General features: G+C 66.7%; 20 protein-coding genes. 13 read left to right on the top strand and 7 right to left on the bottom strand.

All coding sequences use genetic code 11. The features are described from left to right. Window positions 1-43: 43 nt before the first annotated feature. The 3 genes from AC5P7E_RS06300 to AC5P7E_RS06290 all read right to left on the bottom strand — a co-directional run bounded on the left by AC5P7E_RS06300 (window position 44) and on the right by AC5P7E_RS06290 (window position 2,787). Window positions 44-733 carry a methionine ABC transporter permease gene (locus AC5P7E_RS06300; protein WP_005411104.1) on the bottom strand — a complete coding sequence of 230 codons (690 nt, stop codon included), beginning with the start codon at window positions 731-733 and terminating at the stop codon, window positions 44-46. Next, on the bottom strand, window positions 730-1,737 hold the full coding sequence (locus AC5P7E_RS06295; RefSeq protein ID WP_005411105.1) for a methionine ABC transporter ATP-binding protein: 1,008 nt from the start codon (window positions 1,735-1,737) through the stop codon (window positions 730-732). Before AC5P7E_RS06295 ends, AC5P7E_RS06300 begins: the two co-directional genes overlap by 4 nt. A gap of 153 nt (window positions 1,738-1,890) precedes the next feature. Beyond that, window positions 1,891-2,787 carry a DMT family transporter gene (locus AC5P7E_RS06290; RefSeq protein ID WP_005411106.1) on the bottom strand — a complete coding sequence of 299 codons (897 nt, stop codon included), beginning with the start codon at window positions 2,785-2,787 and terminating at the stop codon, window positions 1,891-1,893. Between the two features lie 126 nt (window positions 2,788-2,913). Here AC5P7E_RS06290 and AC5P7E_RS06285 point away from each other — a divergent pair, with 126 nt between their 5' ends. The 3 genes from AC5P7E_RS06285 (at window position 2,914) to AC5P7E_RS06275 (ending at window position 4,864) form a co-directional block, all read left to right on the top strand. Further along, window positions 2,914-3,396 carry a YajQ family cyclic di-GMP-binding protein gene (locus AC5P7E_RS06285; protein ID WP_005411107.1) on the top strand — a complete coding sequence of 161 codons (483 nt, stop codon included), beginning with the start codon at window positions 2,914-2,916 and terminating at the stop codon, window positions 3,394-3,396. Window positions 3,397-3,497: 101 nt separating this feature from the next. After that, a complete protein-coding gene (locus AC5P7E_RS06280; protein ID WP_060380790.1) occupies window positions 3,498-4,064 on the top strand; it encodes a DUF1415 domain-containing protein in 567 nt (188 codons plus the stop codon). Further along, on the top strand, window positions 4,061-4,864 hold the full coding sequence (locus tag AC5P7E_RS06275; RefSeq protein ID WP_012481308.1) for an SDR family oxidoreductase: 804 nt from the start codon (window positions 4,061-4,063) through the stop codon (window positions 4,862-4,864). The genes AC5P7E_RS06280 and AC5P7E_RS06275 overlap by 4 nt, the downstream gene beginning before the upstream one ends. A 103-nt stretch (window positions 4,865-4,967) precedes the next feature. Here AC5P7E_RS06275 and AC5P7E_RS06270 read toward each other — a convergent pair whose 3' ends face one another. Then, a complete protein-coding gene (locus AC5P7E_RS06270; protein ID WP_495222829.1) occupies window positions 4,968-6,998 on the bottom strand; it encodes a M3 family metallopeptidase in 2,031 nt (676 codons plus the stop codon). A 170-nt stretch (window positions 6,999-7,168) separates the two neighbouring features. Between AC5P7E_RS06270 and AC5P7E_RS06265 the strand changes: the two genes are divergently transcribed. After that, window positions 7,169-7,573, top strand: a complete 405-nt coding sequence (locus tag AC5P7E_RS06265) for a hypothetical protein (protein ID WP_005411111.1) — start codon at window positions 7,169-7,171, stop codon at window positions 7,571-7,573. Between the two features lie 138 nt (window positions 7,574-7,711). Here AC5P7E_RS06265 and AC5P7E_RS06260 read toward each other — a convergent pair whose 3' ends face one another. After that, the gene (locus AC5P7E_RS06260) at window positions 7,712-8,824 is read right to left on the bottom strand and encodes a PLP-dependent cysteine synthase family protein (protein ID WP_005411112.1); all 1,113 of its coding nucleotides are present in this window, start codon (window positions 8,822-8,824) and stop codon (window positions 7,712-7,714) included. A 126-nt stretch (window positions 8,825-8,950) separates the two neighbouring features. Between AC5P7E_RS06260 and gloA the strand changes: the two genes are divergently transcribed. Both gloA and AC5P7E_RS06250 read left to right on the top strand, forming a co-directional pair. Beyond that, window positions 8,951-9,469, top strand: coding sequence for a lactoylglutathione lyase (gene gloA / locus AC5P7E_RS06255; protein WP_005414533.1), 519 nt, complete (start codon window positions 8,951-8,953; stop codon window positions 9,467-9,469). A 94-nt stretch (window positions 9,470-9,563) separates the two neighbouring features. Further along, entirely contained in the window at window positions 9,564-9,992 is a 429-nt protein-coding gene (locus AC5P7E_RS06250; RefSeq protein ID WP_005414534.1) for a VOC family protein, read from the top strand. Window positions 9,993-10,059: 67 nt separating this feature from the next. Here the strand turns inward: AC5P7E_RS06250 and AC5P7E_RS06245 are convergent, their stop codons facing one another. Next, window positions 10,060-10,491, bottom strand: coding sequence for a CBS domain-containing protein (locus AC5P7E_RS06245; RefSeq protein WP_005411115.1), 432 nt, complete (start codon window positions 10,489-10,491; stop codon window positions 10,060-10,062). 446 nt (window positions 10,492-10,937) lie between these two features. Further along, complete coding sequence (glmS, locus tag AC5P7E_RS06240) at window positions 10,938-12,776, bottom strand: glutamine--fructose-6-phosphate transaminase (isomerizing) (protein WP_005411116.1); 1,839 nt, start codon at window positions 12,774-12,776, stop codon at window positions 10,938-10,940. 203 nt (window positions 12,777-12,979) lie between these two features. Here glmS and AC5P7E_RS06235 point away from each other — a divergent pair, with 203 nt between their 5' ends. From AC5P7E_RS06235 to AC5P7E_RS06205, 7 genes are all read left to right on the top strand, one after another. Next, window positions 12,980-14,257, top strand: coding sequence for an efflux RND transporter periplasmic adaptor subunit (locus AC5P7E_RS06235; protein ID WP_005414536.1), 1,278 nt, complete (start codon window positions 12,980-12,982; stop codon window positions 14,255-14,257). A 35-nt stretch (window positions 14,258-14,292) separates the two neighbouring features. Further along, complete coding sequence (locus AC5P7E_RS06230; protein ID WP_005411118.1) at window positions 14,293-15,018, top strand: ABC transporter ATP-binding protein; 726 nt, start codon at window positions 14,293-14,295, stop codon at window positions 15,016-15,018. Window positions 15,019-15,028: 10 nt separating this feature from the next. Next, window positions 15,029-16,327: an ABC transporter permease gene (locus tag AC5P7E_RS06225; RefSeq protein WP_005411119.1), complete on the top strand. Its 1,299-nt coding sequence runs from the start codon at window positions 15,029-15,031 to the stop codon at window positions 16,325-16,327. A gap of 20 nt (window positions 16,328-16,347) precedes the next feature. Further along, window positions 16,348-17,565: an ABC transporter permease gene (locus AC5P7E_RS06220; protein WP_049404095.1), complete on the top strand. Its 1,218-nt coding sequence runs from the start codon at window positions 16,348-16,350 to the stop codon at window positions 17,563-17,565. A gap of 16 nt (window positions 17,566-17,581) precedes the next feature. After that, window positions 17,582-17,959, top strand: a complete 378-nt coding sequence (locus tag AC5P7E_RS06215) for a PDZ domain-containing protein (protein WP_197590392.1) — start codon at window positions 17,582-17,584, stop codon at window positions 17,957-17,959. Window positions 17,960-18,082: 123 nt separating this feature from the next. Then, a complete protein-coding gene (locus AC5P7E_RS06210) occupies window positions 18,083-19,429 on the top strand; it encodes a sigma-54-dependent transcriptional regulator (RefSeq protein WP_060380616.1) in 1,347 nt (448 codons plus the stop codon). After that, window positions 19,426-20,778 carry a sensor histidine kinase gene (locus AC5P7E_RS06205; RefSeq protein WP_005414539.1) on the top strand — a complete coding sequence of 451 codons (1,353 nt, stop codon included), beginning with the start codon at window positions 19,426-19,428 and terminating at the stop codon, window positions 20,776-20,778. Before AC5P7E_RS06210 ends, AC5P7E_RS06205 begins: the two co-directional genes overlap by 4 nt. The last annotated feature ends 31 nt before the right edge of the window (window positions 20,779-20,809 follow it).

Raw genomic sequence — 20,809 nt, 5'->3', positions numbered from 1 at the left:
CGGCACTACCCGAACGAGATGCCGGGCGCCGCCCGGCATTCTGTTATCTGCGGCTGTAATGCGCGACCAGGCGGTCGCCAAGCATCTGCAGCAGCTGCACCAGGATCAGCAGCAGGACCACGGTGACCAGCGCCACGTCGGTGTGCGAGCGCTGGTAGCCGTCGCGGAAGGCCAGGTCGCCAAGGCCACCGGAGCCGATCGCACCGCCCATCGCGGTGAAGCCGATCAGCGCGACGGTGGTGACCGTTGCGCCAGCGATCAGGCCCGGGCGCGCTTCCGGCAGCAGCACGCGGGTGACCAGCTGCCAGGTGGTGGCTCCCATCGCCTGGGTCGCTTCGATCACGCCACGGTCCACTTCGCGCAGTGCGGTCTCGACCAGGCGCGCGTAGAACGGCGCGGCACCGATGACCAGCGGCACGATCGCACCGCGTACACCCAGCGACGTCCCCATCAGGAACAGGGTGACCGGGATCAGCACGATCATCAGGATGATGAAAGGCACCGAGCGCAGCAGGTTCACCACCAGCGCCAGCACGCCATAGGCGAACGGACGGCGCTTCATCTGCGGTGCACCGAACAGGTACAGCAGCACGCCCAGCGGCAGGCCGATGGCCAGGGTCAGCGGCAGCGAACCGAGCAGCATCAGCAGGGTGTCGATGGTGGCCTGGCCGATGTCGGCCCACTTGCCCGCGTCCAGGTGGCGGAAGAATCCGCCGGCAGTAGCGATGATCATCGACGCAGCTCCTCAACATGCACGCCGGCGGCCACGAACGCGGCCTGCGCGGCGGACTGGTCGCCGCCCACCAGGGCGACCACCAGCTGGCCATACGGGGTGTCCTTGATCCGGTCGATGCGGCCGGACAGGATGTTGTAGTCGACCCCGGTCTCGCGCGCGACGCGGCCGAGCAGGGGTTCGTAGGTGTCGCCACCGAGGAAGGTCAGGCGCACGATGCGGCCACCGACGGCATCGAAATCGCGGTGCAGCGTGCCCTCGTCCACATGCTCCGATTCGCTGACGAAACGGCGCGTGGTCGGGTGCTGCGGGTGCAGGAACACCCGGGTGACCGGACCGGTTTCGACCATCTGGCCGGCATCGAGCACCGCAACGCGGTCGCAGACACGGCGGATCACGTCCATCTCGTGGGTGATCAGCACGATGGTCAGGCCCAGCTCGCGATTGATCTTCGACAGCAGCGACAGCACCGAAGCGGTGGTCTGCGGGTCGAGCGCACTGGTGGCCTCGTCGCACAGCAGGATCTGCGGACGGGTCGCCAGCGCGCGGGCGATGCCGACGCGCTGTTTCTGGCCACCGGACAGCTGCGCCGGATACTTCTGCGCATGCGCTTCGAGGCCCACAGTCTGCAGCAGCTCGGCCACGCGCGCGTCGATCTCCGTCTTCGGCGTGCCGGCCAGTTCCAGTGGGAAGGCGACATTGCCGGCCACCGTGCGCGAGGACAGCAGGTTGAAGTGCTGGAAGATCATGCCGATGCGCCGGCGCAGCGCGCGCAGGCCGTCCGCGTCCAGCGCGGTGACATCCTCACCGCCGATCAGCAGCCGGCCACCACTGGGTTCTTCCAGGCGGTTGATCATGCGGATAAGTGTCGACTTGCCGGCGCCGGAATGGCCGATGATGCCGAAAACCTCACCGGCCTCGATGGTCAGGTCCAACGGTTGCAGCGCGCTGACTTCGCGGCCGGCAACGGCATAGGATTTGTGCAGGCGCTGGAACTCGATCACGGGCGTGGCTCACCGGCTGGGTGACGGAAGGGGGCGTGCAGCCTACCAGCGCAGGCGGTCGCGCGCCCGCGCCATGGCCCAGAATGTTATTCCTTTTGGTTCTAAGAAACTGTCCCCGGTAGTGCCGGCCGCTGGCCGGCACTACCCCCGGGCTCAGGGATGATCCAGCGGCTTCGGCGGTTCCTGCCGGTTTACCCGCTCGCGATGCAGCAGGTACAGCCCCGAGGCGACGATGATCGCCGCTCCCACCCAGGTATAGCCGTCCGGCAGCTGGCCCCAGAAGGCCAGATCCCAGCCGATCACCCAGACCAGGCCGCTGTACTCCAGCGGCGCGATCATCGAGGCCTCGCCCAGCTGGAAGGCCTTGGTCAGGGCAATCTGGCCCAGCGCCCCGGCCAGGCCCATGCCGGCAATCAAAGGCGCGTGTGCCAGCTGCAGCGGTACCCAGCCGGGAATGGCGAGCAGGCCGGCGCCGATGGCCATGATCACCAGGAACCACACCACCATCGACTGCGAGGTATCGGTGCGGGTCAGCAGGCTGACCGTGATCGCCGCCACGGCATAGGCCGTTGCCGCCGCCAGCACCATCAGGCCGGGCACCGAGATGAAGCCATCCACGCCCGGCCGCAGCACCACCAGCACGCCCACCAGGCCAATGCCGATGGCGACCCAGCGCCGCGGCCCGACCCGCTCGCCCAGCAACGGCACCGACAGCGCGGCGATCAGCAGCGGGGCAACGAAGTAGATGGTGTAGGCGGTGGACAGCGGCAGGTCGCGCAGGGCGAACACGAAGCAGCCGATCATCGCCATGCCCAACGCGCCACGCAGCAGGTGCAGGCCCCAGCGCCGCGGCACCAGCGAACGTGGGCCGGCACTGACCAGCACCCACACCAGCACGAACGGCAACGAGGCCGCACCACGCAGGAAAGTCACTTCCAGGGTGGGATAGCTGGCCGACAGCTGCTTCATGCCAGCGTCCATCAGCGAGAAACAGGCGACCGCAGCGACCATCCAGGCCACCGCACGCGAAGGGGAGCGTTGCACGTTCATGGCCCATTATCGCCGACCGCACCGGATTGTAGGGCGGCCGCCGAGCATGGGCTCGGCCCTACACAAAGCGGGCACGCGGGCCGGCACGATAGAATGATCGCCACTGAAACCTGCGGAGCACCGCCCATGCCTTCCTTCGACGTCGTGTCCGAAGTCGACACCCACGAGCTGACCAACGCCATCGACCAGGCCAACCGCGAACTGGCCACCCGCTTCGACTTCAAGGGCGTGGACGCAAAGTTCGAGCGCGACGGCGATGTCATCAATCAGTTCGCGCCGACCGAATTCCAGCTCAAGCAGATGAACGACATACTGCGTGCTCGCCTGGCCGCGCGCGGCATCGACGTGCTCAGCCTGGAGTTCGGCGACATCGAGACCAACCTGGCCCAGGCCCGGCAGAAGATCACCGTCAAGCAGGGCATCGAGCAGAAGATCGCCAAGAAGATCGCGGCGGCCCTGAAGGACGCCAAGCTGAAGGTGGAAAGCCAGATCAACGGCGACAAGCTGCGCGTGCAGGGCAAGAAGCGCGATGACCTGCAGGACGCCATCGCCGTGCTCAAGGCCGGCAAGTTCGAGCTGCCGCTGCAGTTCAACAATTTCCGCGACTGAGCCACCTGCCGGGAATCCCCCGGCGCTGCCAGCCGCAGGTACGACGGCGCGTTGCCAGCGACGCGCCTACAATGTCGGCCCCGCCAGCCGACGTGCCCGCCATGACCGATTCCGACCTGCCCACCGATGACCCGATCGCCGCGACCCGCCTGTGGCTGGAGCGCATCGTCATCGGCCTGAACCTGTGCCCGTTCGCCAAGGCGGTATACGTGAAGGACCAGGTCCGCATCGTGCTCAGCGATGCGACCACGACAGAAGCGCTGGTTGAACAGCTGGCCGAGGAGCTGGTGCTGCTGCGCGACACGCCGGCCGAGCAGATCGACACGACGCTGATCGTACATCCGCAGGTGCTGACCGATTTCCTCGACTACAACGACTTCCTCGACAACGCCGATGCGGCGATCGAGGCACTGGACCTGCAGGGGATCCTGCAGGTGGCCAGCTTCCATCCGGATTACCAGTTCGAGGGCGTGGCCGCCGACGACGCCAGCAACTACACCAACCGCGCGCCCTTCCCCACCCTGCACCTGCTGCGCGAAGACAGCGTGGCGCGCGCGGTGGATGTGTATCCGGACCCGGACGTGATCGTCGAGCGCAACATCCAGACCCTGGACCGCATCGGCGTGGACGGCTGGCATCGTCGCCTGCGCGGCGAAGACCTGACGTGAGCACGGTGCCGCCGATTGCCGCATGGCCGGCCGCGCCACTGTCGGGAAAGGTGGTGCTGGTCACCGGCGGCGCCAACGGCATCGGTCGCGGTATTGCCCAGGCCGTGCTCGGTGCCGGCGGACGCGTGCTGATCGGCGACCTCGACAGGGAGGCCGGCCAGGCCTGCCTGGACGAATGGCAGCGCGGTGAGGATGCCGCGTTCCAGCGTTTGGACATCACCGACGAAGCCAGCGTGCGCGACTTCATCGCCGAGGCGCTGCAGCGTTTCGGCCACATCGACGGGCTGGTCAACAATGCCGGCATCGCCGGGCCGCACGGCACGCGGCTGCAGGACATGGACTGGCACGAATGGCAACGCCGGCTGTCGTCGCTGCATGGCGCCTTCCTGTGCAGCAAGCACGCGCTGCCGGCGCTGACGGACAGTGCTGCGGGCGCGATCATCAACATCGCCTCCACCCGCGCCTGGCAATCCGAAGCGCACAGCGAGGCCTATGCGGCGGCCAAGGGTGGCCTGGTGGCCTTCACCCATGCGCTGGCGATCAGCGCCGGCCCGGCGGTGCGGGTGAACAGCATCAGCCCCGGCTGGGTCGGTACCACTGCGTGGCAGGCACCCTCACGGCGCCATGAACCAGAGTACTCGGCCATCGACCACGCACAGCATCCGGTCGGCCGGGTCGGCCGCCCTGAAGATATCGGTGCACTGGCGGTGTACCTGCTGTCGTCGCTGTCCGGTTTCAGCACCGGCCAGGACTTCATCGTCGACGGCGGCATGACCCGGAAGATGATCTACGCCGAATGACCGGTCTTCGGTAGTGCCGGCCGCTGGCCGGCATTCCGGCAGACCCACGCCATGCGTGGATGGCGGTGAAGTGCCAACCAGGGTTGGCACCCACCACAACGGTTTACGCCATGCCCGAGTGGCGCAGCAGCGCGTCGATCTGCGGCGCGCGCCCACGGAAGGCCTTGAAGTTCTCCGCCGCCGGGCGGCTGCCACCGCGCGACAGGATCTCATCGCGGAAGCGTGCACCGGTCTCGGCCAGTGCCTGCGGCGCTTCCTCGAACGCCGCATAGGCGTCGGCACTGAGCACTTCGGCCCACTTGTAGCTGTAGTAGCCGGCGGCGTAACCGCCCGCGAAGATGTGGCTGAACTGGTGCGGGAAGCGGTTCCAGGCTGGCGGATGGTTCACCGCCACCTCCGCACGCACGCGATCGAGCAGCGCCAGCACGCTGTCCTGCGCCGGTTCGAACTGGCTGTGCAACAGCATGTCGAACAGGCCGAACTCAAGCTGGCGCACGGTGGCCATGCCGCTGTGGAAGTTGCGCGCGGCCAGCATGCGCTCGTACAGCGCGCGCGGCAGCGGTTCGCCCGTGTCCACGTGCGCGGTCATGGCCTGCAGGTGCTCCCACTCCCAGCAGAAGTTCTCCATGAACTGGCTGGGCAGTTCCACTGCATCCCATTCCACGCCATTGATGCCGGCCACGCCCAGTTCGCCGATGCGGGTCAGCAGCTGGTGCAGGCCATGGCCCATCTCATGGAACAGCGTGGTCACTTCGTTGTGGCTGAAGGTGGCCGGCTTGCCATTGGCACCGCGGCCGAAGTTGCACACCAGGTAGACCAGCGGCGTCTGCACGCTGCCGTCCGCGCGCACGCGACGGTTGCGGCAATCGTCCATCCACGCGCCGCCACGCTTGCCCTCGCGCGCATACAGGTCCAGATAGAACTGGCCGACCAGCGCGCCCTGCGCATCGACCAGACGGAAGAAGCGCACGTCGTCATGCCACACCGGTGCGCTGTCCTCCTGCACGCGCAGGCCATACAGCTGCTCGATCACCGAGAACAGGCCGCCCAGCACCTTCGGTTCGGTGAAGTACTGCTTCACTTCCTGTTCGGAATAGCTGTAACGGGCCTGCTTCAGGCGGTCGGCGGCGAACGCCAGGTCCCAGGCCTGCAGGCTGTCGATGCCCAGCTGCTCGCGTGCGAACTGCTCCAGGTCGGCCCGGTCCCTGGCCGCGAACGGCTTGGCGCGCGCGGCCAGGTCACGCAGGAAACCCAGCACTTCGGCCGGGTCCTGCGCCATCTTGGTCGCTACCGAATAATCGCCATACGAATCGAAGCCGAGCAGCGCGGCCAGTTCAGCGCGCAGGGCGAGGATCCGATCGATGTTGCCGCTGTTGTCCAGGGACTCATCGCCGAATTCGGACGCACGCTGTGCGCTGGCGCGGTACAGGATCTCGCGCAGGTCGCGGTCCTCGCCCCAGGTCTGCACCGGCAGGTAGCACGGCATCTGCAGGGTCAGTTTCCAGCCGGCCTTGCCGTCCTTCTGTGCTGCGGCATGCGCGGCGGCCTTCACGTCTTCCGGCAGGCCCTTCAGCCGCGCTTCGTCCTCGATGATCAGCGACCAGGCATCGGTAGCGTCGAGCACGTTCTGCGAGAACTTCGCCGACAGGGCCGACAGTTCTTCCTTGATCGCCGCGAAGCGCTGCTGCGCCTCCGGCGCCAGCTCGGCACCACCGAGGCGGAAATCGCGCAGGGTGTTGTCCAGCACCTTGCGCTGGGCCGCGTCGAAGCGCGCCGCCTCGGCACTGGCGGCCAGCGTCTGGTACTGCCGGTACAACGCCAGGTTCTGGCCCAGCGCGCTGGCGAAGCGGGTCACCCGCGGCAGGTTGCTGTTGTAGGCCTCACGCAGTTCCGGGGTGTTGACCACGCCCTGCAGGTGGCCGACCAGACCCCAGGCGCGCCACAGGCGCTCGGTGGCGTCATCCAGCGGGGCAACGAAGGTCTGCCAGGTGACCGGCTGCACCTGCTCGGCGGCGCTGACGGCGGCTTCGGCCTCGGCCAGCAGCACGTCCAGCGCCTGCGCCACGTGCTCGGGGCGGATGGCCTCGAAGCGCGGCAGGCCGGAAAAATCGAGCAAGGGGTTGGCAACGGTCACGGCAGATCTCCAGGGTACGGGCCCGGCAGGCGGGCAGCATGCAGGATATGGCGCTGGCAGGCGGGGCTGACAAGGGGGCACGGCCCGGCATTCACGTCGGCCTTACGGTCGCGCACCGAAGCTCTGGCTGCGGGGGAGTCCGCAGCGGTACGCACCGAACGAGGCCCTACATGGAAGGTCTGGCTGCAGTTGCATCCGCCTCACCGGCCCGGTCACTGGCATTGTCCGCCAGCCCGGCCGAACTGACCTGGATCGCCGCATTGTGCGATGCCGGCGATGACGCCCCGCGCCATCTGCAGCAGTTGCAGGCAGTGCTGCAGCAGGGCGGCACGTTCAACGATGCGCAGGAGTGGTACCCGTTCGAGGTGATCGAACGCGGCGCCAGCCAGCTGCGGCTGGGCCATGAGCGCGAGTTCGTGATCTGCGTGCTGCTGTGGCTGCAGGCGCTGGCCCAGGGCCGAGCGAGCATCCTGGACCCGAGCCTGCATCTGGATGATCGCGCGATGGACATCGAGGCCTTGCCCGATGCACTGCGCGACGCGGTGCTGGACGCGTTCACTGCAGCGGGATATTGAGACGCCCCGGCGACCGGGTAGAGTCGACTGTTAGTCGACTTTCGCGCGCAGCGCGGGATTTTCGTGACCTGAACCCGGAGCAGTCGACTAACAGTCGACTCTACCCAGCCGACGCACAGCCGGCCGTGCGTTGCCGCGTTACAACGCTTCCAGGCTGCACCACGGCAATTCGGGCAGTCCCTGCCCGGCCACCGCCGCCGCCAGTTGCGCATCGGCGCCGTCGACATCGATGCCCTGGCGCGCATACCACGACGGGTCGTAGTAGCTCTGTGCGTAGCGCTCGCCGCTGTCGCACAGGATGCTGACGATGCTGCCCTGGTGGCCCGCCTCGCGCATCCACTGCGCCGCCTGCAGCACACCGATGAAGTTGGTGCCGGTGGAGCCACCGACACGGCGGCCCAGCTGGCGGCTGACATGGCGCATCGCGGCCAGGCTCAGCGCATCGGGCACCTTCACCATTGCATCGACACTGGTCGGGATGAAGCTCGCCTCTACCCGCGGCCGGCCGATGCCTTCCACGCGCGAGCCACCGCTGCAGGTCAGGCCGCGCCAGTCCTGCTCACCGGCCACGGCGGCTTTGTAGCCATCGAAGAACACCGACACTTCCGGGTCCGCACAGAGGATGCGGGTGTCATGCCGGCGATAGCTGACATAGCGGCCCAGCGTCGCTGCGGTACCGCCGGTACCGGGGCTGCACACGATCCATTCCGGAACCGGGCTGGGCTCCTCGGCCATCTGCTTGAAGATGGACTCGGCGATGTTGTTGTTGGCACGCCAGTCGGTGGCGCGCTCGGCATAGGTGAACTGGTCCATGAAGTGGCCGCCGGTTTCACGGGCCAGCTTTTCCGAATCACAGTTGAGGTCGCAGGCACGTTCGACCAGGTGGCAACGGCCGCCGTGGAACTCGATCGCGGCGATCTTTTCAGGCGAGGTGGAGGCCGGGATCACCGCAATGAACGGCAGGCCGAGCAGCCGCGCGAAATAGGCTTCGGACACGGCGGTCGAGCCGCTGGAGGCCTCGATCACCGGACGCCCTTCACGCAACCAGCCATTGGCCAGCGCATACAGGAACAGCGAGCGCGCCAGCCGGTGCTTCAGGCTGCCGGTGGGATGGCTCGACTCATCCTTCAGGTACAGGTCGATGCCCTCGAACCCTGGCAGCGCCAGCGGAATCAGGTGGGTATCGGCGGAACGGTTGAAATCAGCTTCGATCTTGCGGATGGCGGCAGCCACCCATTCACGCTGCGACATGGCGGGCAATCGTTGTCAGGACGGAACGGTGCGATCCGGCCATTGTACGTCGCAGTGCCGTCAGGTGCTGGCCGGTAGAATGGCTCAATCCGGCCGGCAACGGCCCTGTCTGAAGGACCTCCCCCCATGACCATTCCCGCCCTGCGCGATGTTCCCGGCGTCGCCGCCCAGGCCCCGGCCGAAACCACCGGCTTCGTGTTCAACCACACCATGCTGCGCGTGAAGGACATTGCCGCTTCGCTGGACTTCTACACCCGCGTGCTCGGCTACCAGCTGATCGACAAGCGCGACTTCCCCGAGGCCCAGTTCAGCCTGTACTTCCTGGCCTACGTGCCCGCTGGCGTCACGGTGCCGGAAGATGACAACGCCCGCCGCCTGTGGATGGCCGGGCTGCCGGGCGTGCTGGAACTGACCCACAACCACGGCACCGAAACCCAGGACGGCGCGGTCTACCACGACGGCAACAGCGACCCGCGCGGCTTCGGCCACATCTGCGTGTCGGTGCCGGACATCGAGGCCGCCTGCCAGCGCTTCGAGGATCTGGGCGTGACCTTCCAGAAGCGCCTGACCGACGGCCGCATGAAGAACCTGGCTTTCATCAAGGACCCGGACGGCTACTGGGTCGAGATCATCGCCAACGTCTGACCCGAAAAGGGGACGGAGGGGATTAAGTCGTTTCTGGCATTATTGGGCTGGAAGCGACTTAATCCCCTCCGTCCCCTTTTTCTGCGAGGTTGGTATGGAAACGATGGAACTGCACCGCGGCCGCCTGATCGACCACATCCAGCTGGTAGTGCGCGACCTGGCGGCCAGTCGCCGCTTCTACCAGGCGGTGTTCGATACGATCGGCATCCCGATCGCCGGTGAAGGCGATGACTACTTCTGGGCCGATGAGCTGTTCATTTCCAGCGCCAGCAGCACGGCCGCCGCCGGCCAGCTGACCGGCCGCCACCATCTGGCCTTCCAGGCCCGCGACAGCGCCACCGTCGATGCCTTCCATACCGCCGCGATCGCCGCCGGCGGCACCGACAACGGCGCGCCCGGTGAACGCCCTTACCACCCGGGCTACTACGGCGCGTTCGTGCTCGACCCGGACGGCAACAACATCGAAGTGGTCTACCACGGCCCAGCCAACTACAGCGCCGACTCGGTGAAGGTCACTTTCTGATTTCACCGATGCCGTGAACGAAGAAGCCGGGCAATGCCCGGCTTCTCTGCTTCCAGCGCTGCAGCCCTCAGTGGGCGGCCATGTAGATGTCCTGCAGCACGGCCTTTTCCAGCTCCAGCTCGCCCAGCAGGTTCTTCACGATGTCGCCCAGGCTGAGGATGCCGACCAGACGAGTGCCTTCGGTGACCATCAGATGACGGCGCCGCGAGTACGTCATCAGCGACATGGCCTGCTTCAGGGTGGCCTCCGGGGCGATGCCCTCCAGGCCGGTGGACGGCAGGCTGGAAATCACCCGGCGGCCGGCCTGCGGGCCGTCGTCGGCCAGGGTACGCACGATGTCCTTCTCGGAAATGATGCCGACCGGGGCATCGTCCTTCATCACCACCAATGCAGCGATCCTGTTCGCGCTCATCTTGTGGGCGGCGGCACCGATGGTGTCTTCGGCATCGATGGTGATGACAGCTTCTTTCTTGGATTGCAGGAGTTCGCGGACGTTCATTCTTGTTTCCTGGTGCAGGTCACTGAAGTCAAAAAGTGTGCTCTTCCGATACGCCCCCTCCCCGGGAACAGACCTTTCAGCGCACGTCTGGCGCACCCGGCTGCCGCTTGGAATGGATCGGCAGACGACGTGCTGCAACGCGAACGAGGTGGGCTCAACCGCTCAACCCGGACCTCGGTCAAATCGATTCTACGACTGCGACCATCGGTCACTACCGGCATCGATAGGACAGTTCGTCGTGGGAACCAACCGACGATCCAGAGAATGGCACCGCGGCTGAAACCGCCGCTGAATACACGCGATGCCACGCGTTAAAGATTGATTGCCTGCTGCCGACGGTGGACAGAATACCCTGTGACTGTCCCACTTGCCGCTGCCACCGGCACAAACGAAAGGGGGCCCACACGGCCCCCTTCGCTTGCAACCTCCAACCGAGCTGACGGGTGTTACTCCACCGTCACGCTCTTGGCCAGGTTGCGCGGCTTATCCACGTCGGTGCCGCGCGCCAGCGCGGTGTGGTAGGCCAGCAACTGCACCGGAATGGTGTGCACGATCGGGCTGAGCACGCCGGCATGACGCGGCGTACGGATCACGTGCACGCCTTCGGACTCGTTGAAGTTGCTGTCCTGGTCGGCGAACACGAACAGTTCACCGCCACGCGCGCGCACTTCCTGCATGTTCGACTTCACCTTCTCCAGCAGGCTGTCGTTCGGCGCGATCACCACCACCGGCATGTCCTCGTCCACCAGCGCCAGCGGGCCATGCTTCAGCTCGCCTGCCGGGTAGGCCTCGGCGTGGATGTAGGAGATTTCCTTGAGCTTGAGCGCGCCTTCCAGCGCGATCGGGTAATGCAGGCCACGGCCCAGGAACAGCGCGCTGCTCTTGCGTGCGAAACGCTCGGCCCACGCAGCGATCTGCGGCTCCATGTTCAATGCGTGCTGCACGCTGCCCGGCAGGAAGCGCAGCTGCTCGAGGTAGTCCGCTTCCTGCGCCGCGTCGATGCGGCCGTGCAGCTTGCCCAGCACCACGGTCAGCTGGAACAGGGCCGCCAGCTGGGTGGTGAAGGCCTTGGTCGAGGCCACGCCGATCTCGGCACCGGCACGGGTGTAGCACACCAGTTCGCTGGCGCGCGGAATCGCACTTTCCGGCACGTTGCAGATCGACAGCGTGTGCTTGTGGCCGAGCGACTTGGCGTACTTCAGCGCTTCCAACGTATCCAGCGTTTCGCCGGACTGGGAGATGGTGACGATCAGATGCTTCGGGTTCGCGTAGGCCGCGCGATAGCGGTACTCGCTGGCGATCTCCACGCTGCACGGAAGGCCGGCGATGGCTTCGATCCAGTAGCGCGCGGTCAGGCCGGCGTAGTAGCTGGTGCCGCAGGCGATGATCTGCACGCCTTCAGTGCCCGACAGCACGGCTTCGGCGTTCTTGCCGAACAGCCCGGCTGGGAAACCACCGGCGTCGATCGCCGCCTCGATGGTGTCGCCCAGCGCGCGCGGCTGCTCGTGGATCTCCTTCTGCATGAAGTGGCGGTACGGGCCCAGCTCCAGCGATGCCAGCGACACATCGGACAGATGCACGTCGCGCTCGATCGGCCGGTCGTGCTCGTCGAAGATGCGCACGCCATCGCGACGGATCTCGGCGGTATCGCCCTCTTCCAGGAAAATGACCTTGCGGGTGGCCGAGATCACCGCCGAGACGTCGGAGGCAACGAAGTTCTCGCCCTCGCCCAGGCCGATCAGCAGCGGGCAGCCCATCCGCGCGCAGACGAAGCGTTCCGGCTCGGCGCGGCTGACCACGGCCAGTGCGTAGGCACCGGTCAGCTCCTTCACCGTATGCTGCAGCGCCACCAGCAGGTCGTCACCACTCTTCAGGTGATGGTGGATCAGGTGTGCGATGACTTCGGTGTCGGTCTGCGACTCGAAGGTGTAGCCCAGCGCACGCAGCTTCTCGCGCTGCTCTTCGTGGTTCTCGATGATGCCGTTGTGCACCAGCGCCACGCCATGGCTGATGTGCGGATGCGCGTTGGCCTCGGTGACGCCCCCATGGGTGGCCCAGCGGGTGTGGCCGATGCCCAGCACCGCGTTGAAGCCCTCGGCCTCGGCCGCCGTGGCCATTTCCGACACACGACCGGTACGACGCACGCGACGTACATCGCGGCGCTCACCCTGGTCGATCACCGCGATGCCGGAGGAATCGTAACCACGGTACTCCAGCCGCTTCAGGCCTTCGATCAGCACCGGCACTACGTCGCGATCAGCGATCGCACCCACGATTCCACACATGTCACGCGTTTCCTTGAAGACGATCGTCGCATTCTAGCCTGCGTGCCCGCGCTCCCCCTCCTGTCCGCTTAATGAAAGTGTCCGGAAAGGTGTCCGCGGACACCCGGACACTTCACATCACACCCCAACTCATTGACCCATAAGGAATTAAAGTTGGCACGCTACGTGCTTGGTACTGGCTACCACCGTCAGGCACGCACCCGATGATCCGCGACACTTCCGCCCAGGACCAGATCGTTTCCTCCGCTCCGGCCAGCGCTCCGCGCGCCAACTGGCTCCGTTACCGTTGGCCGGCGCTGGGCACGATCGCCCTGCTCGCCGGCATCGGCTGGGCCGTGCACGCCTGGTCCAACGCCAGCCGCTCCTTCGACAGCAGCCGCGTGCGCATCGCCGAAGTGAAGCGGGGCGACCTGGTCCGTGACATCGCCGCCGACGGCCGCGTGATCGCCGCCAACAGCCCGGTCCTGTATGCCATCTCTGCGGGCACCGTGGACCTGAAGGTGGTCGCCGGTGACGTGGTGAAGAAGGGGCAGGAGCTGGCGGTCATCGACAGCCCCGAACTGCGCAGCAAGCTGGCCCAGGAACAGGCCACCCTGGCCGGCCTGGAGGCCGAGGCCAGCCGTGCCGCGCTGGACGCCACCCTGGCCCGCGCCAAGTCGCGCAAGGAAACCGACCAGGCCACCATCGAACGGCAGGCCGCCGACCGCGACCTGCAGCGCTACCAGCGCGGCTACGACGGCGGGGCGGTGCCGCAGATCGACCTGGCCAAGGCCAAGGACTCGCTGAAGAAGGCCGACATCACCCTGGCCAACGCCACCACCGATGCCCGCCTGCAGAGCCAGGGCGCGGACCTGGATGCCCGCAACAAGCGCCTGCTGGCCGATCGCCAGAAGGCGGTGGTGGCCGAAGTACAGCGCCAGGTCGATGCGCTGACGCTGCGTGCCCCGTTCGATGGCCAGGTCGGCCAGGTGCAGGCGGTGCAGTCCACCAACCTGGCCGCCAATGCCCCGGTGCTGGGCGTGGTCGACCTGTCCAAGTTCGAAGTCGAGATCAAGGTGCCGGAGAGCTTCGCCCGCGACCTGGCGATCGGCATGCCCGCACAGCTGACCGGTGGCAACGGCCAGCCCTTCCCGGGCGAGATCAGCGCGGTGTCGCCGGAAGTGGTCAACGGCGAGGTCAATGCCCGCGTGCGCTTTGCCAGCGCGCAGCCGGAAGGCCTGCGCCAGAGCCAGCGGATGTCGGTGCGCGTGCTGCTCGATACCCGCAGGAACGTGCTCAAGGTCGAGCGCGGCCCGTTCGTCGAACAGGGCAATGGCATGGCCTACGTGATGGATGGCCGCACCGCCGTGCGCCGTCCGGTGGAACTGGGCGTCAGCAGCCTGGGCGAAGTGGAAATCAAGTCGGGTGTGCAGCCGGGCGACCGCATCGTGGTCTCCGGCAGCGACCTGTTCAAGGACGCCGAACGCGTCTCCGTCAACTGATACCTGATACCTGAATCCTGGAGAGAGGACACCCCATGTACATGCTCGAAATGCGTTCGGTCGCCAAGGTCTTCCGCACCGAACAGGTGGAAACCCACGCACTGCGCTCGCTGGAACTGCAGGTCAAGGAAGGTGAGTTCGTCGCGGTCACCGGCCCGTCCGGCTCCGGCAAGACCACCTTCCTCAACATCGCCGGCCTGCTGGAAACCTTCACCAGCGGTACCTACATGCTGGACGGCCAGGACGTGAGCACGCTGGGCGACGACGCCCGCAGCCGCCTGCGCAACCAGAAGATCGGCTTCATCTTCCAGGGCTTCAACCTGATCCCCGACCTGAACCTGTTCGACAACGTCGACGTTCCGCTGCGCTATCGCAGGATGAGCGCCAACGAGCGCCGCGAACGCATCGAGAAGGCACTGACCCAGGTCGGCCTGGGCTCGCGCATGAAGCACTATCCGAATGAACTGTCGGGTGGCCAGCAGCAGCGCGCGGCCATCGCGCGTGCGCTGGCCGGCAGCCCGCGCCTGCTGCTGGCCGACGAACCGACCGGCAATCTGGATACGCAGATGGCCCGGGGCGTGATGGAGCTGCTGGAGGAGATCAACGCCGCCGGCACCACCATCGTGATGGTCACCCACGACCCGGAACTGGCCGCGCGTGCGCAGCGCAACGTGCACATCGTCGATGGCCAGGTGACCGACCTGGTGCGCGAGCCGGTGCTGGCCACGCCGTTGCGCCACATCGTCGCCGTCAACGAGTGAGGGCCCGACCATGTTCGCCTACTACGCCCGATTGGCGGCGCGCAGTTTCCGCCGCAACAAGGTCCTGACCGCGCTGATGGTGATCGCCATCGCGCTCGGCATCGGCGCCTCGATGACCACGTTGACCGTATTCCACGTGCTGTCCGGCGACCCGATTCCGGGCAAGAGTGACCGCCTGTTCTACGTGCAGCTCGATGCCGCGACCGGCGCCTATGTCGCCGGCGAGGAACCGGAAACCCAGCTGACCCGCTTCGACGGTGAAGCGCTGCTGCGCGAGGCCAAGGGCGAGCGCCAGGCGCTGATGAGCGGCGGCGGCGGCACCATCGAACCGGACAACAGCACGCTCAAGCCCTTCAGCATCGACACCCGCTGGACCTCGGCCGACTTCTTCCCGATGTTCGAGGTGCCCATGCAGTACGGCCGCCCCTGGACGCGCGAGGACGATGAAGGCCGCGCACGCGTGGTGGTCATCTCCAAGGCGCTCAACGACAAGCTGTACCAGGGCGCCAACAGCGTGGGCCGCGACCTGCGCATGGAAGGCCAGAGTTACCGCATCGTCGGCGTGATGAAGGAATGGAGCCCGGAGCCGCACTTCTACGACCTGACCACCGGCAGCTACGGCAAGAACGAAGACCTGCTGCTGCCGATCTCCACCTCGTTGGACCTGAAGCTCGGCAACAACGGCAACATGAACTGCTTCGGCGAAAACCCCGACGGCAACAGCTACTCGCTCAATGCACCGTGCGCGTGGCTGCAGTACTGGGTGGAAATGGACCCGGCCAAGGCCGGCGACTACCGCCGCTACCTGGAGAACTATTCGACCCAGCAGCGCGAGGCCGGCCGCTTCAAGCACCCACCGAACGTGCGCCTGCGCACCGTGATGGAATGGCTGGACTTCAATGGTGCAGTGCCCAGCGACGTGCGCCTGCAGCTGTGGCTGGCGCTGGGCTTCCTCGGTGTCTGCCTGGTCAACACGGTAGGCCTGCTGCTGGCCAAGTTCCTGCGCCGCAGTGGTGAGATCGGCGTGCGCCGTGCACTCGGTGCCAGCCGTGGCCAGATCTTCCTGCAGTGCCTGGTGGAAGCCGGCGCGGTGGGCGTGGTCGGTGGCGTGCTGGGTATCGGCCTGGCCCTGCTTGGCCTGTTCGCGGTGCGCCAGCAGCCGGTGGAATACGCAAAGCTGGCCCACCTGGACGGCAACATGCTGCTGCTCGCGCTGGGCCTGACCCTGTTCGCCAGCCTCGCCGCCGGATTCCTGCCCGCCTGGCGCGCGATGCAGGTCACCCCGGCCATCCAGCTCAAGTCGCAGTAAGCACCCGAACGAGGACTCCCATGGACATCCGCCCCATCCTCAGCACGCTGCGCCGGCACAAGACCGCTGCCGCCCTGATCGTGCTGGAAGTCGCACTGACCTGCGCCATCGTCTGCAACGCGCTGTTCCTGGTCAGCCAGCGCGTGGAAAAGATCAGCATGCCCAGCGGCATCGCCGAGAGCGAACTGGTGATGCTGCGCGTCAGCGGCATCGGCAAGCAGACCGACGCCATGTCCCGCACCCGCGAGGACCTGGCATCGCTGCGCGCGATTCCCGGCGTCAGCAACGTCACCATCATCAACCAGGTTCCCTTCCGCAACGGATCCTCCAGCAGCAGCATCTCGCGGGTGATCGACCAGGAACGGCCGACCACCAACGCTTCGATGTACACCCTGTCCGAGAACGGGCTGGCCACGATGGGCATCAATCTGATCGCTGGCCGCGATTTCCTGCCCGACGAGTACCAGAACTTCGAAGACGTCAGCAAGGGTGGCGCCAAGGAAAAGGCCATCCCGGTCATCCTCACCCAGGCCACCGCCGCCAAGATGGAGCCCAACGGCAGCGCCCTGGGCAAGACCTACTACATGGGCAAGCAGTCGCTGCATGTGGTCGGCATCGTCGACACGCTCAGCACGCCCAATGGCTGGAATGACAACTGGACCAACTCGATGCTGCTGCCGATCCGGGTCAGCTTCGACAAGGGTGGCACGTACGTGTTGCGCACTTCGCCGGAACGCCGCCAGGAGGTGCTCGATGCCGGTGCCGCCGCGCTGGAGCGCAACGACCCCAACCGCCTGATGCGCGACAAGCTGACCTATGAAGACCAGCGCAAGGACTTCTTCAAGAACGACCGCGCGATGGTCGGCCTGCTGATCACCGTCAGCATCTCGCTGCTGGTGGTCACTGCGCTGGGCATCATCGGCCTGGCCAGCTTCTGGGTGCAGCAGCGCAGCAAGCAGATCGGCATCCGCCGTGCGCTGGGCGCCACCCGCGGGCAGATCCTGCGCTACTTCCAGACCGAGAACTTCCTGCTGGCCTCGCTGGGCATCATGCTGGGCATGCTGGCGGCGTACGCGATCAACCTGGCCCTGATGAACCTGTACGAGCTGCCGCGCATGCCGCTGTACTACCTGCCGCTGGGTGCGCTGCTGCTATGGATACTGGGCCAGATTGCGGTGTTCGGTCCGGCACGGCGTGCGGCGGCGGTACCGCCTGCGGTCGCCACGCGGGGCGCGTGAGATGCGTGCCTGCGCGATGTGCCTGATGCTGCTACTGCCCCTGCCGGCGCTGGCCGGTGGTGGCAGCGCACAGACGCTAGAATGGCGCCGCGATGGAGCGCGGCTGTCGCTGCGCTCGACCGAAGGCCAGGTGCATGTGGAGGCCGCCAGCCCGGAAGTGTGCTTCGGCGTGCGCAGTGGCGATCGCATCCTCCGCGTGGACGACACGGCGGTGCGCCGGGTTGAACATCTGGCCGAGGCACTGCGCCATTCCCACGCGGCCAGCGCCTATCTGTTGCTGCGCCGCGACAAGCGCGAACTGACGGTGGCGGTCAACGCCGCTGCGTGGCGACAGGCATTGGAGGTCCCGCCACCACCCGCGCCACCACCTCCGCCAGCCCCACCCGGGCGCTGAGCATCATCCGCTCCTGCACGGCCACAGGTTTGGCTATGCTTGATGGGTGGCGTCGGGCTCTCCCGGTGCGTGGACACGAACGGCTCCATCGGCGCCGCCCATCCCTTTCTGCAGAACCGCTTGATGCCTGCGATCCTGATCATCGACGACAACGCCAGCGTGGGTACTGCGCTGGACGTGCTGTTCTCCCTGCACGACATCGACACCCTGCAGGCGCACACGCCCGCCGATGGGCTGGCCCTGCTCGAGTCGCAGCCGGTCGATCTGGTGATCCAGGACATGAACTTCAGCGAGGACACCACCTCCGGTGAGGAGGGCGAAGCGTTGTTCGCGCAGATCCGTGCGCGCCATCCGGACCTGCCGGTGATCCTGCTGACCGCCTGGACCCACCTGAGCAGTGCAGTGGACCTGGTCAAGGCCGGTGCGGCCGACTACCTGGCCAAGCCCTGGGACGACCGCAAGCTGATGACCACGGTCAACAACCTGCTGGAACTGTCCGAGGCACGCCGCGAACTGGACCGGCGCCGCAGCCGTGAACTGCACCAGCGCAACGCGCTGGAAGAGAAGTACGACCTGTGCGGCGCGGTCTTCGCCGACCCCGCCAGCGAGCGCGTCATCGCCCTCGCCTGCCAGGTCGCACGCTCGGAACTGCCGGTACTGATCACCGGCGCGAACGGTGCCGGCAAGGAGAAGATCGCGCAGATCATCCAGGCCAATTCGCTGGTGGCCAAGGGCCCGTTCGTGGCGGTCAACTGTGGCGCGCTGCCCTCGGAACTGATCGAAGCCGAACTGTTCGGTGCCGAGGCCGGTGCGTATACCGGCGCCAACAAGGCGCGCGAAGGCAAGTTCGAGGCCGCCGATGGTGGCACCCTGTTCCTGGATGAGATCGGCAACCTGTCGCTGGGCGGGCAGATGAAGCTGCTGCGCGTGCTGGAAACCGGCCGCTTCGAGCGCCTGGGTTCCAACCGCGAGCGCCAGGTCAAGGTCCGCGTGGTCAGCGCGACCAATGCCGACCTGCCGGCGATGATCCGCGACGGTACCTTCCGCGAAGATCTCTATTACCGCCTCAACACGGTGGAACTGGTGCTGCCGCCGCTGGCCGACCGCCCGGGCGACATCGTGCCGCTGGCCGAGCGATTCCTGACCGCTGGCAAGCCGCTGTCCAGCGCCGCCACCGCAGCACTGCAGCGGCACCCCTGGCCAGGCAACGTGCGCGAGCTGCGCAACGTGATCCAGCGTGCCGAACTGCTGGCCACCGGCAACCGCATCGAAGTGGCCGATCTCAACCTGCCGCGCGCAGCCGTCGTACCACGACCGGCACCCAGCGCAGGCAATGATCCCGACCGCGCACGCATCGAGGAGGTGCTGGCGCGTAACCATGGCGTCATCGCCCAGGCTGCCGCCGAGCTCGGCCTGAGCCGCCAGGCGCTGTACCGGCGCATGGACCGCCACGGTATTCCACGCGAATGAAGCGGCGCTCGTTCACTTTCCGCCTGTTCCTGCGCCTGCTGCCGGTGCTGGCACTGGCTGCGGCACTTCCGTGGCTGCTGGCCTACTGGATGGACCATGGCTGGGTGGTGACCACGGTGTCGGCGCTGATCCTGCTGTCGCTGATGTGGTGGACGCTGCGTCGGGCCACCGCCCCGGTGCGGTCACTGATGCGGGCCCTGGCGGGCACCACCAGCAGCTATCGCGACGGCGAATACAACTTCGGCGTGCACTGGCCCGGCAATGACGAGCTCGGCGACCTGGTGCAGGCACACCGGGAACTGGGTGATGTACTGCGTGAGCAGCGGCAGGGCCTGGTGCAACGTGAGCTGCTGCTGGACACCATGGTGCAGAACACGCCGGTTGCGATGCTGTTGATCGCCTCCGGCGGTGATGGCATCGCCCGCGTGGTGTTCTCCAACCTGGCCGCGCGCAAGCTGCTGCACGGCGGCTGGAAACTGGAAGGCCAACGCCTGGAAGACGTGCTGGAACAGGTGCCGGTGGAACTGCGCGATGCCATCGCCCGTGGCGGTGACAGCCTGTTCGCGGTGCACGCCGAAGGCGAGGATGGTGACGAGGACGACGAGCAGGTCTACCACCTCTCGCGGCGTGCGTTCCAGCTCAACGGCCGCCCACACGACCTGCTGCTGGTGCGCCTGTTGACCGCCGAACTGCGCCGCCAGGAAGTGCAGACCTGGAAGAAGGTGATCCGGGTAATCAGCCACGAGCTCAACAACTCACTGGCGCCGATTGCTTCGCTCGCCCATTCCGGCGGCGTGCTGGTGCAGCGTGAACGCTTTGACCGGCTGCCCGAGATCTTCACCACCATCGAGGACCGCGCACGCCACCTGGAAGGCTTCATCCGTGGCTATGCGCGCTTTGCCAAGCTGCCACAGCCGCAGCTGCAGACCGTGCACTGGGCGCCGTTCCTGTCCAGCCTGCGCCAGCAGATCCCGTTCGGCATGGAACGTGAGCCGGACGAGGAGCTGAGCAGCCGCATCGACATCGCGCAGTTCGGGCAGGCGTTGTTGAACCTGCTGAAGAATGCGCACGAAGCCTGCGCTGAAGCCGAGCCGCCCAACGACGATGTGCAGGTACAGCTGACCCGGCTGCCGCAGTGGCTGCGCCTGGACGTGCTTGACCGCGGCAAGGGCATGAACGAGCAGGTGCTGCAGAACGCACTGATGCCGTTCTATTCGACCAAGCGCAATGGCACCGGGCTGGGGCTGGCGCTGACGCGGGAGATCGTGGAGGCCCACGGCGGACGGGTGTCACTGCAGAACCGCGGCGATGGCGGGTTGTGCGTGTCGATCCTGCTGCCGGTGGGTTGAGCGGACCGATCGGGTAGATCCACGCGATGCG

The sequence above is a fragment of the Stenotrophomonas sp. YJH_SMC_25 genome (assembly GCF_059369595.1).
Note: the sequence above shows the minus strand (reverse complement) of the source record. Positions and strands in the feature narration are given on the sequence as shown.

Bases quoted from the DNA above. Each gene is read 5' to 3' on its own strand.
- AC5P7E_RS06300 (WP_005411104.1), bottom strand. From the start codon at position 733: ATGATCATCGCTACTGCCGGCGGATTCTTCCGCCACCTGGACGCGGGC.
- AC5P7E_RS06290 (WP_005411106.1), bottom strand. From the start codon at position 2,787: ATGAACGTGCAACGCTCCCCTTCGCGTGCGGTGGCCTGGATGGTCGCT.
- AC5P7E_RS06285 (WP_005411107.1), top strand. From the start codon at position 2,914: ATGCCTTCCTTCGACGTCGTGTCCGAAGTCGACACCCACGAGCTGACC.
- AC5P7E_RS06280 (WP_060380790.1), top strand. From the start codon at position 3,498: ATGACCGATTCCGACCTGCCCACCGATGACCCGATCGCCGCGACCCGC.
- AC5P7E_RS06265 (WP_005411111.1), top strand. From the start codon at position 7,169: ATGGAAGGTCTGGCTGCAGTTGCATCCGCCTCACCGGCCCGGTCACTG.
- AC5P7E_RS06260 (WP_005411112.1), bottom strand. From the start codon at position 8,824: ATGTCGCAGCGTGAATGGGTGGCTGCCGCCATCCGCAAGATCGAAGCT.
- gloA (WP_005414533.1), top strand. From the start codon at position 8,951: ATGACCATTCCCGCCCTGCGCGATGTTCCCGGCGTCGCCGCCCAGGCC.
- AC5P7E_RS06250 (WP_005414534.1), top strand. From the start codon at position 9,564: ATGGAAACGATGGAACTGCACCGCGGCCGCCTGATCGACCACATCCAG.
- AC5P7E_RS06245 (WP_005411115.1), bottom strand. From the start codon at position 10,491: ATGAACGTCCGCGAACTCCTGCAATCCAAGAAAGAAGCTGTCATCACC.
- glmS (WP_005411116.1), bottom strand. From the start codon at position 12,776: ATGTGTGGAATCGTGGGTGCGATCGCTGATCGCGACGTAGTGCCGGTG.
- AC5P7E_RS06235 (WP_005414536.1), top strand. From the start codon at position 12,980: ATGATCCGCGACACTTCCGCCCAGGACCAGATCGTTTCCTCCGCTCCG.
- AC5P7E_RS06230 (WP_005411118.1), top strand. From the start codon at position 14,293: ATGTACATGCTCGAAATGCGTTCGGTCGCCAAGGTCTTCCGCACCGAA.
- AC5P7E_RS06225 (WP_005411119.1), top strand. From the start codon at position 15,029: ATGTTCGCCTACTACGCCCGATTGGCGGCGCGCAGTTTCCGCCGCAAC.
- AC5P7E_RS06220 (WP_049404095.1), top strand. From the start codon at position 16,348: ATGGACATCCGCCCCATCCTCAGCACGCTGCGCCGGCACAAGACCGCT.
- AC5P7E_RS06215 (WP_197590392.1), top strand. From the start codon at position 17,582: ATGTGCCTGATGCTGCTACTGCCCCTGCCGGCGCTGGCCGGTGGTGGC.
- AC5P7E_RS06210 (WP_060380616.1), top strand. From the start codon at position 18,083: ATGCCTGCGATCCTGATCATCGACGACAACGCCAGCGTGGGTACTGCG.
- AC5P7E_RS06205 (WP_005414539.1), top strand. From the start codon at position 19,426: ATGAAGCGGCGCTCGTTCACTTTCCGCCTGTTCCTGCGCCTGCTGCCG.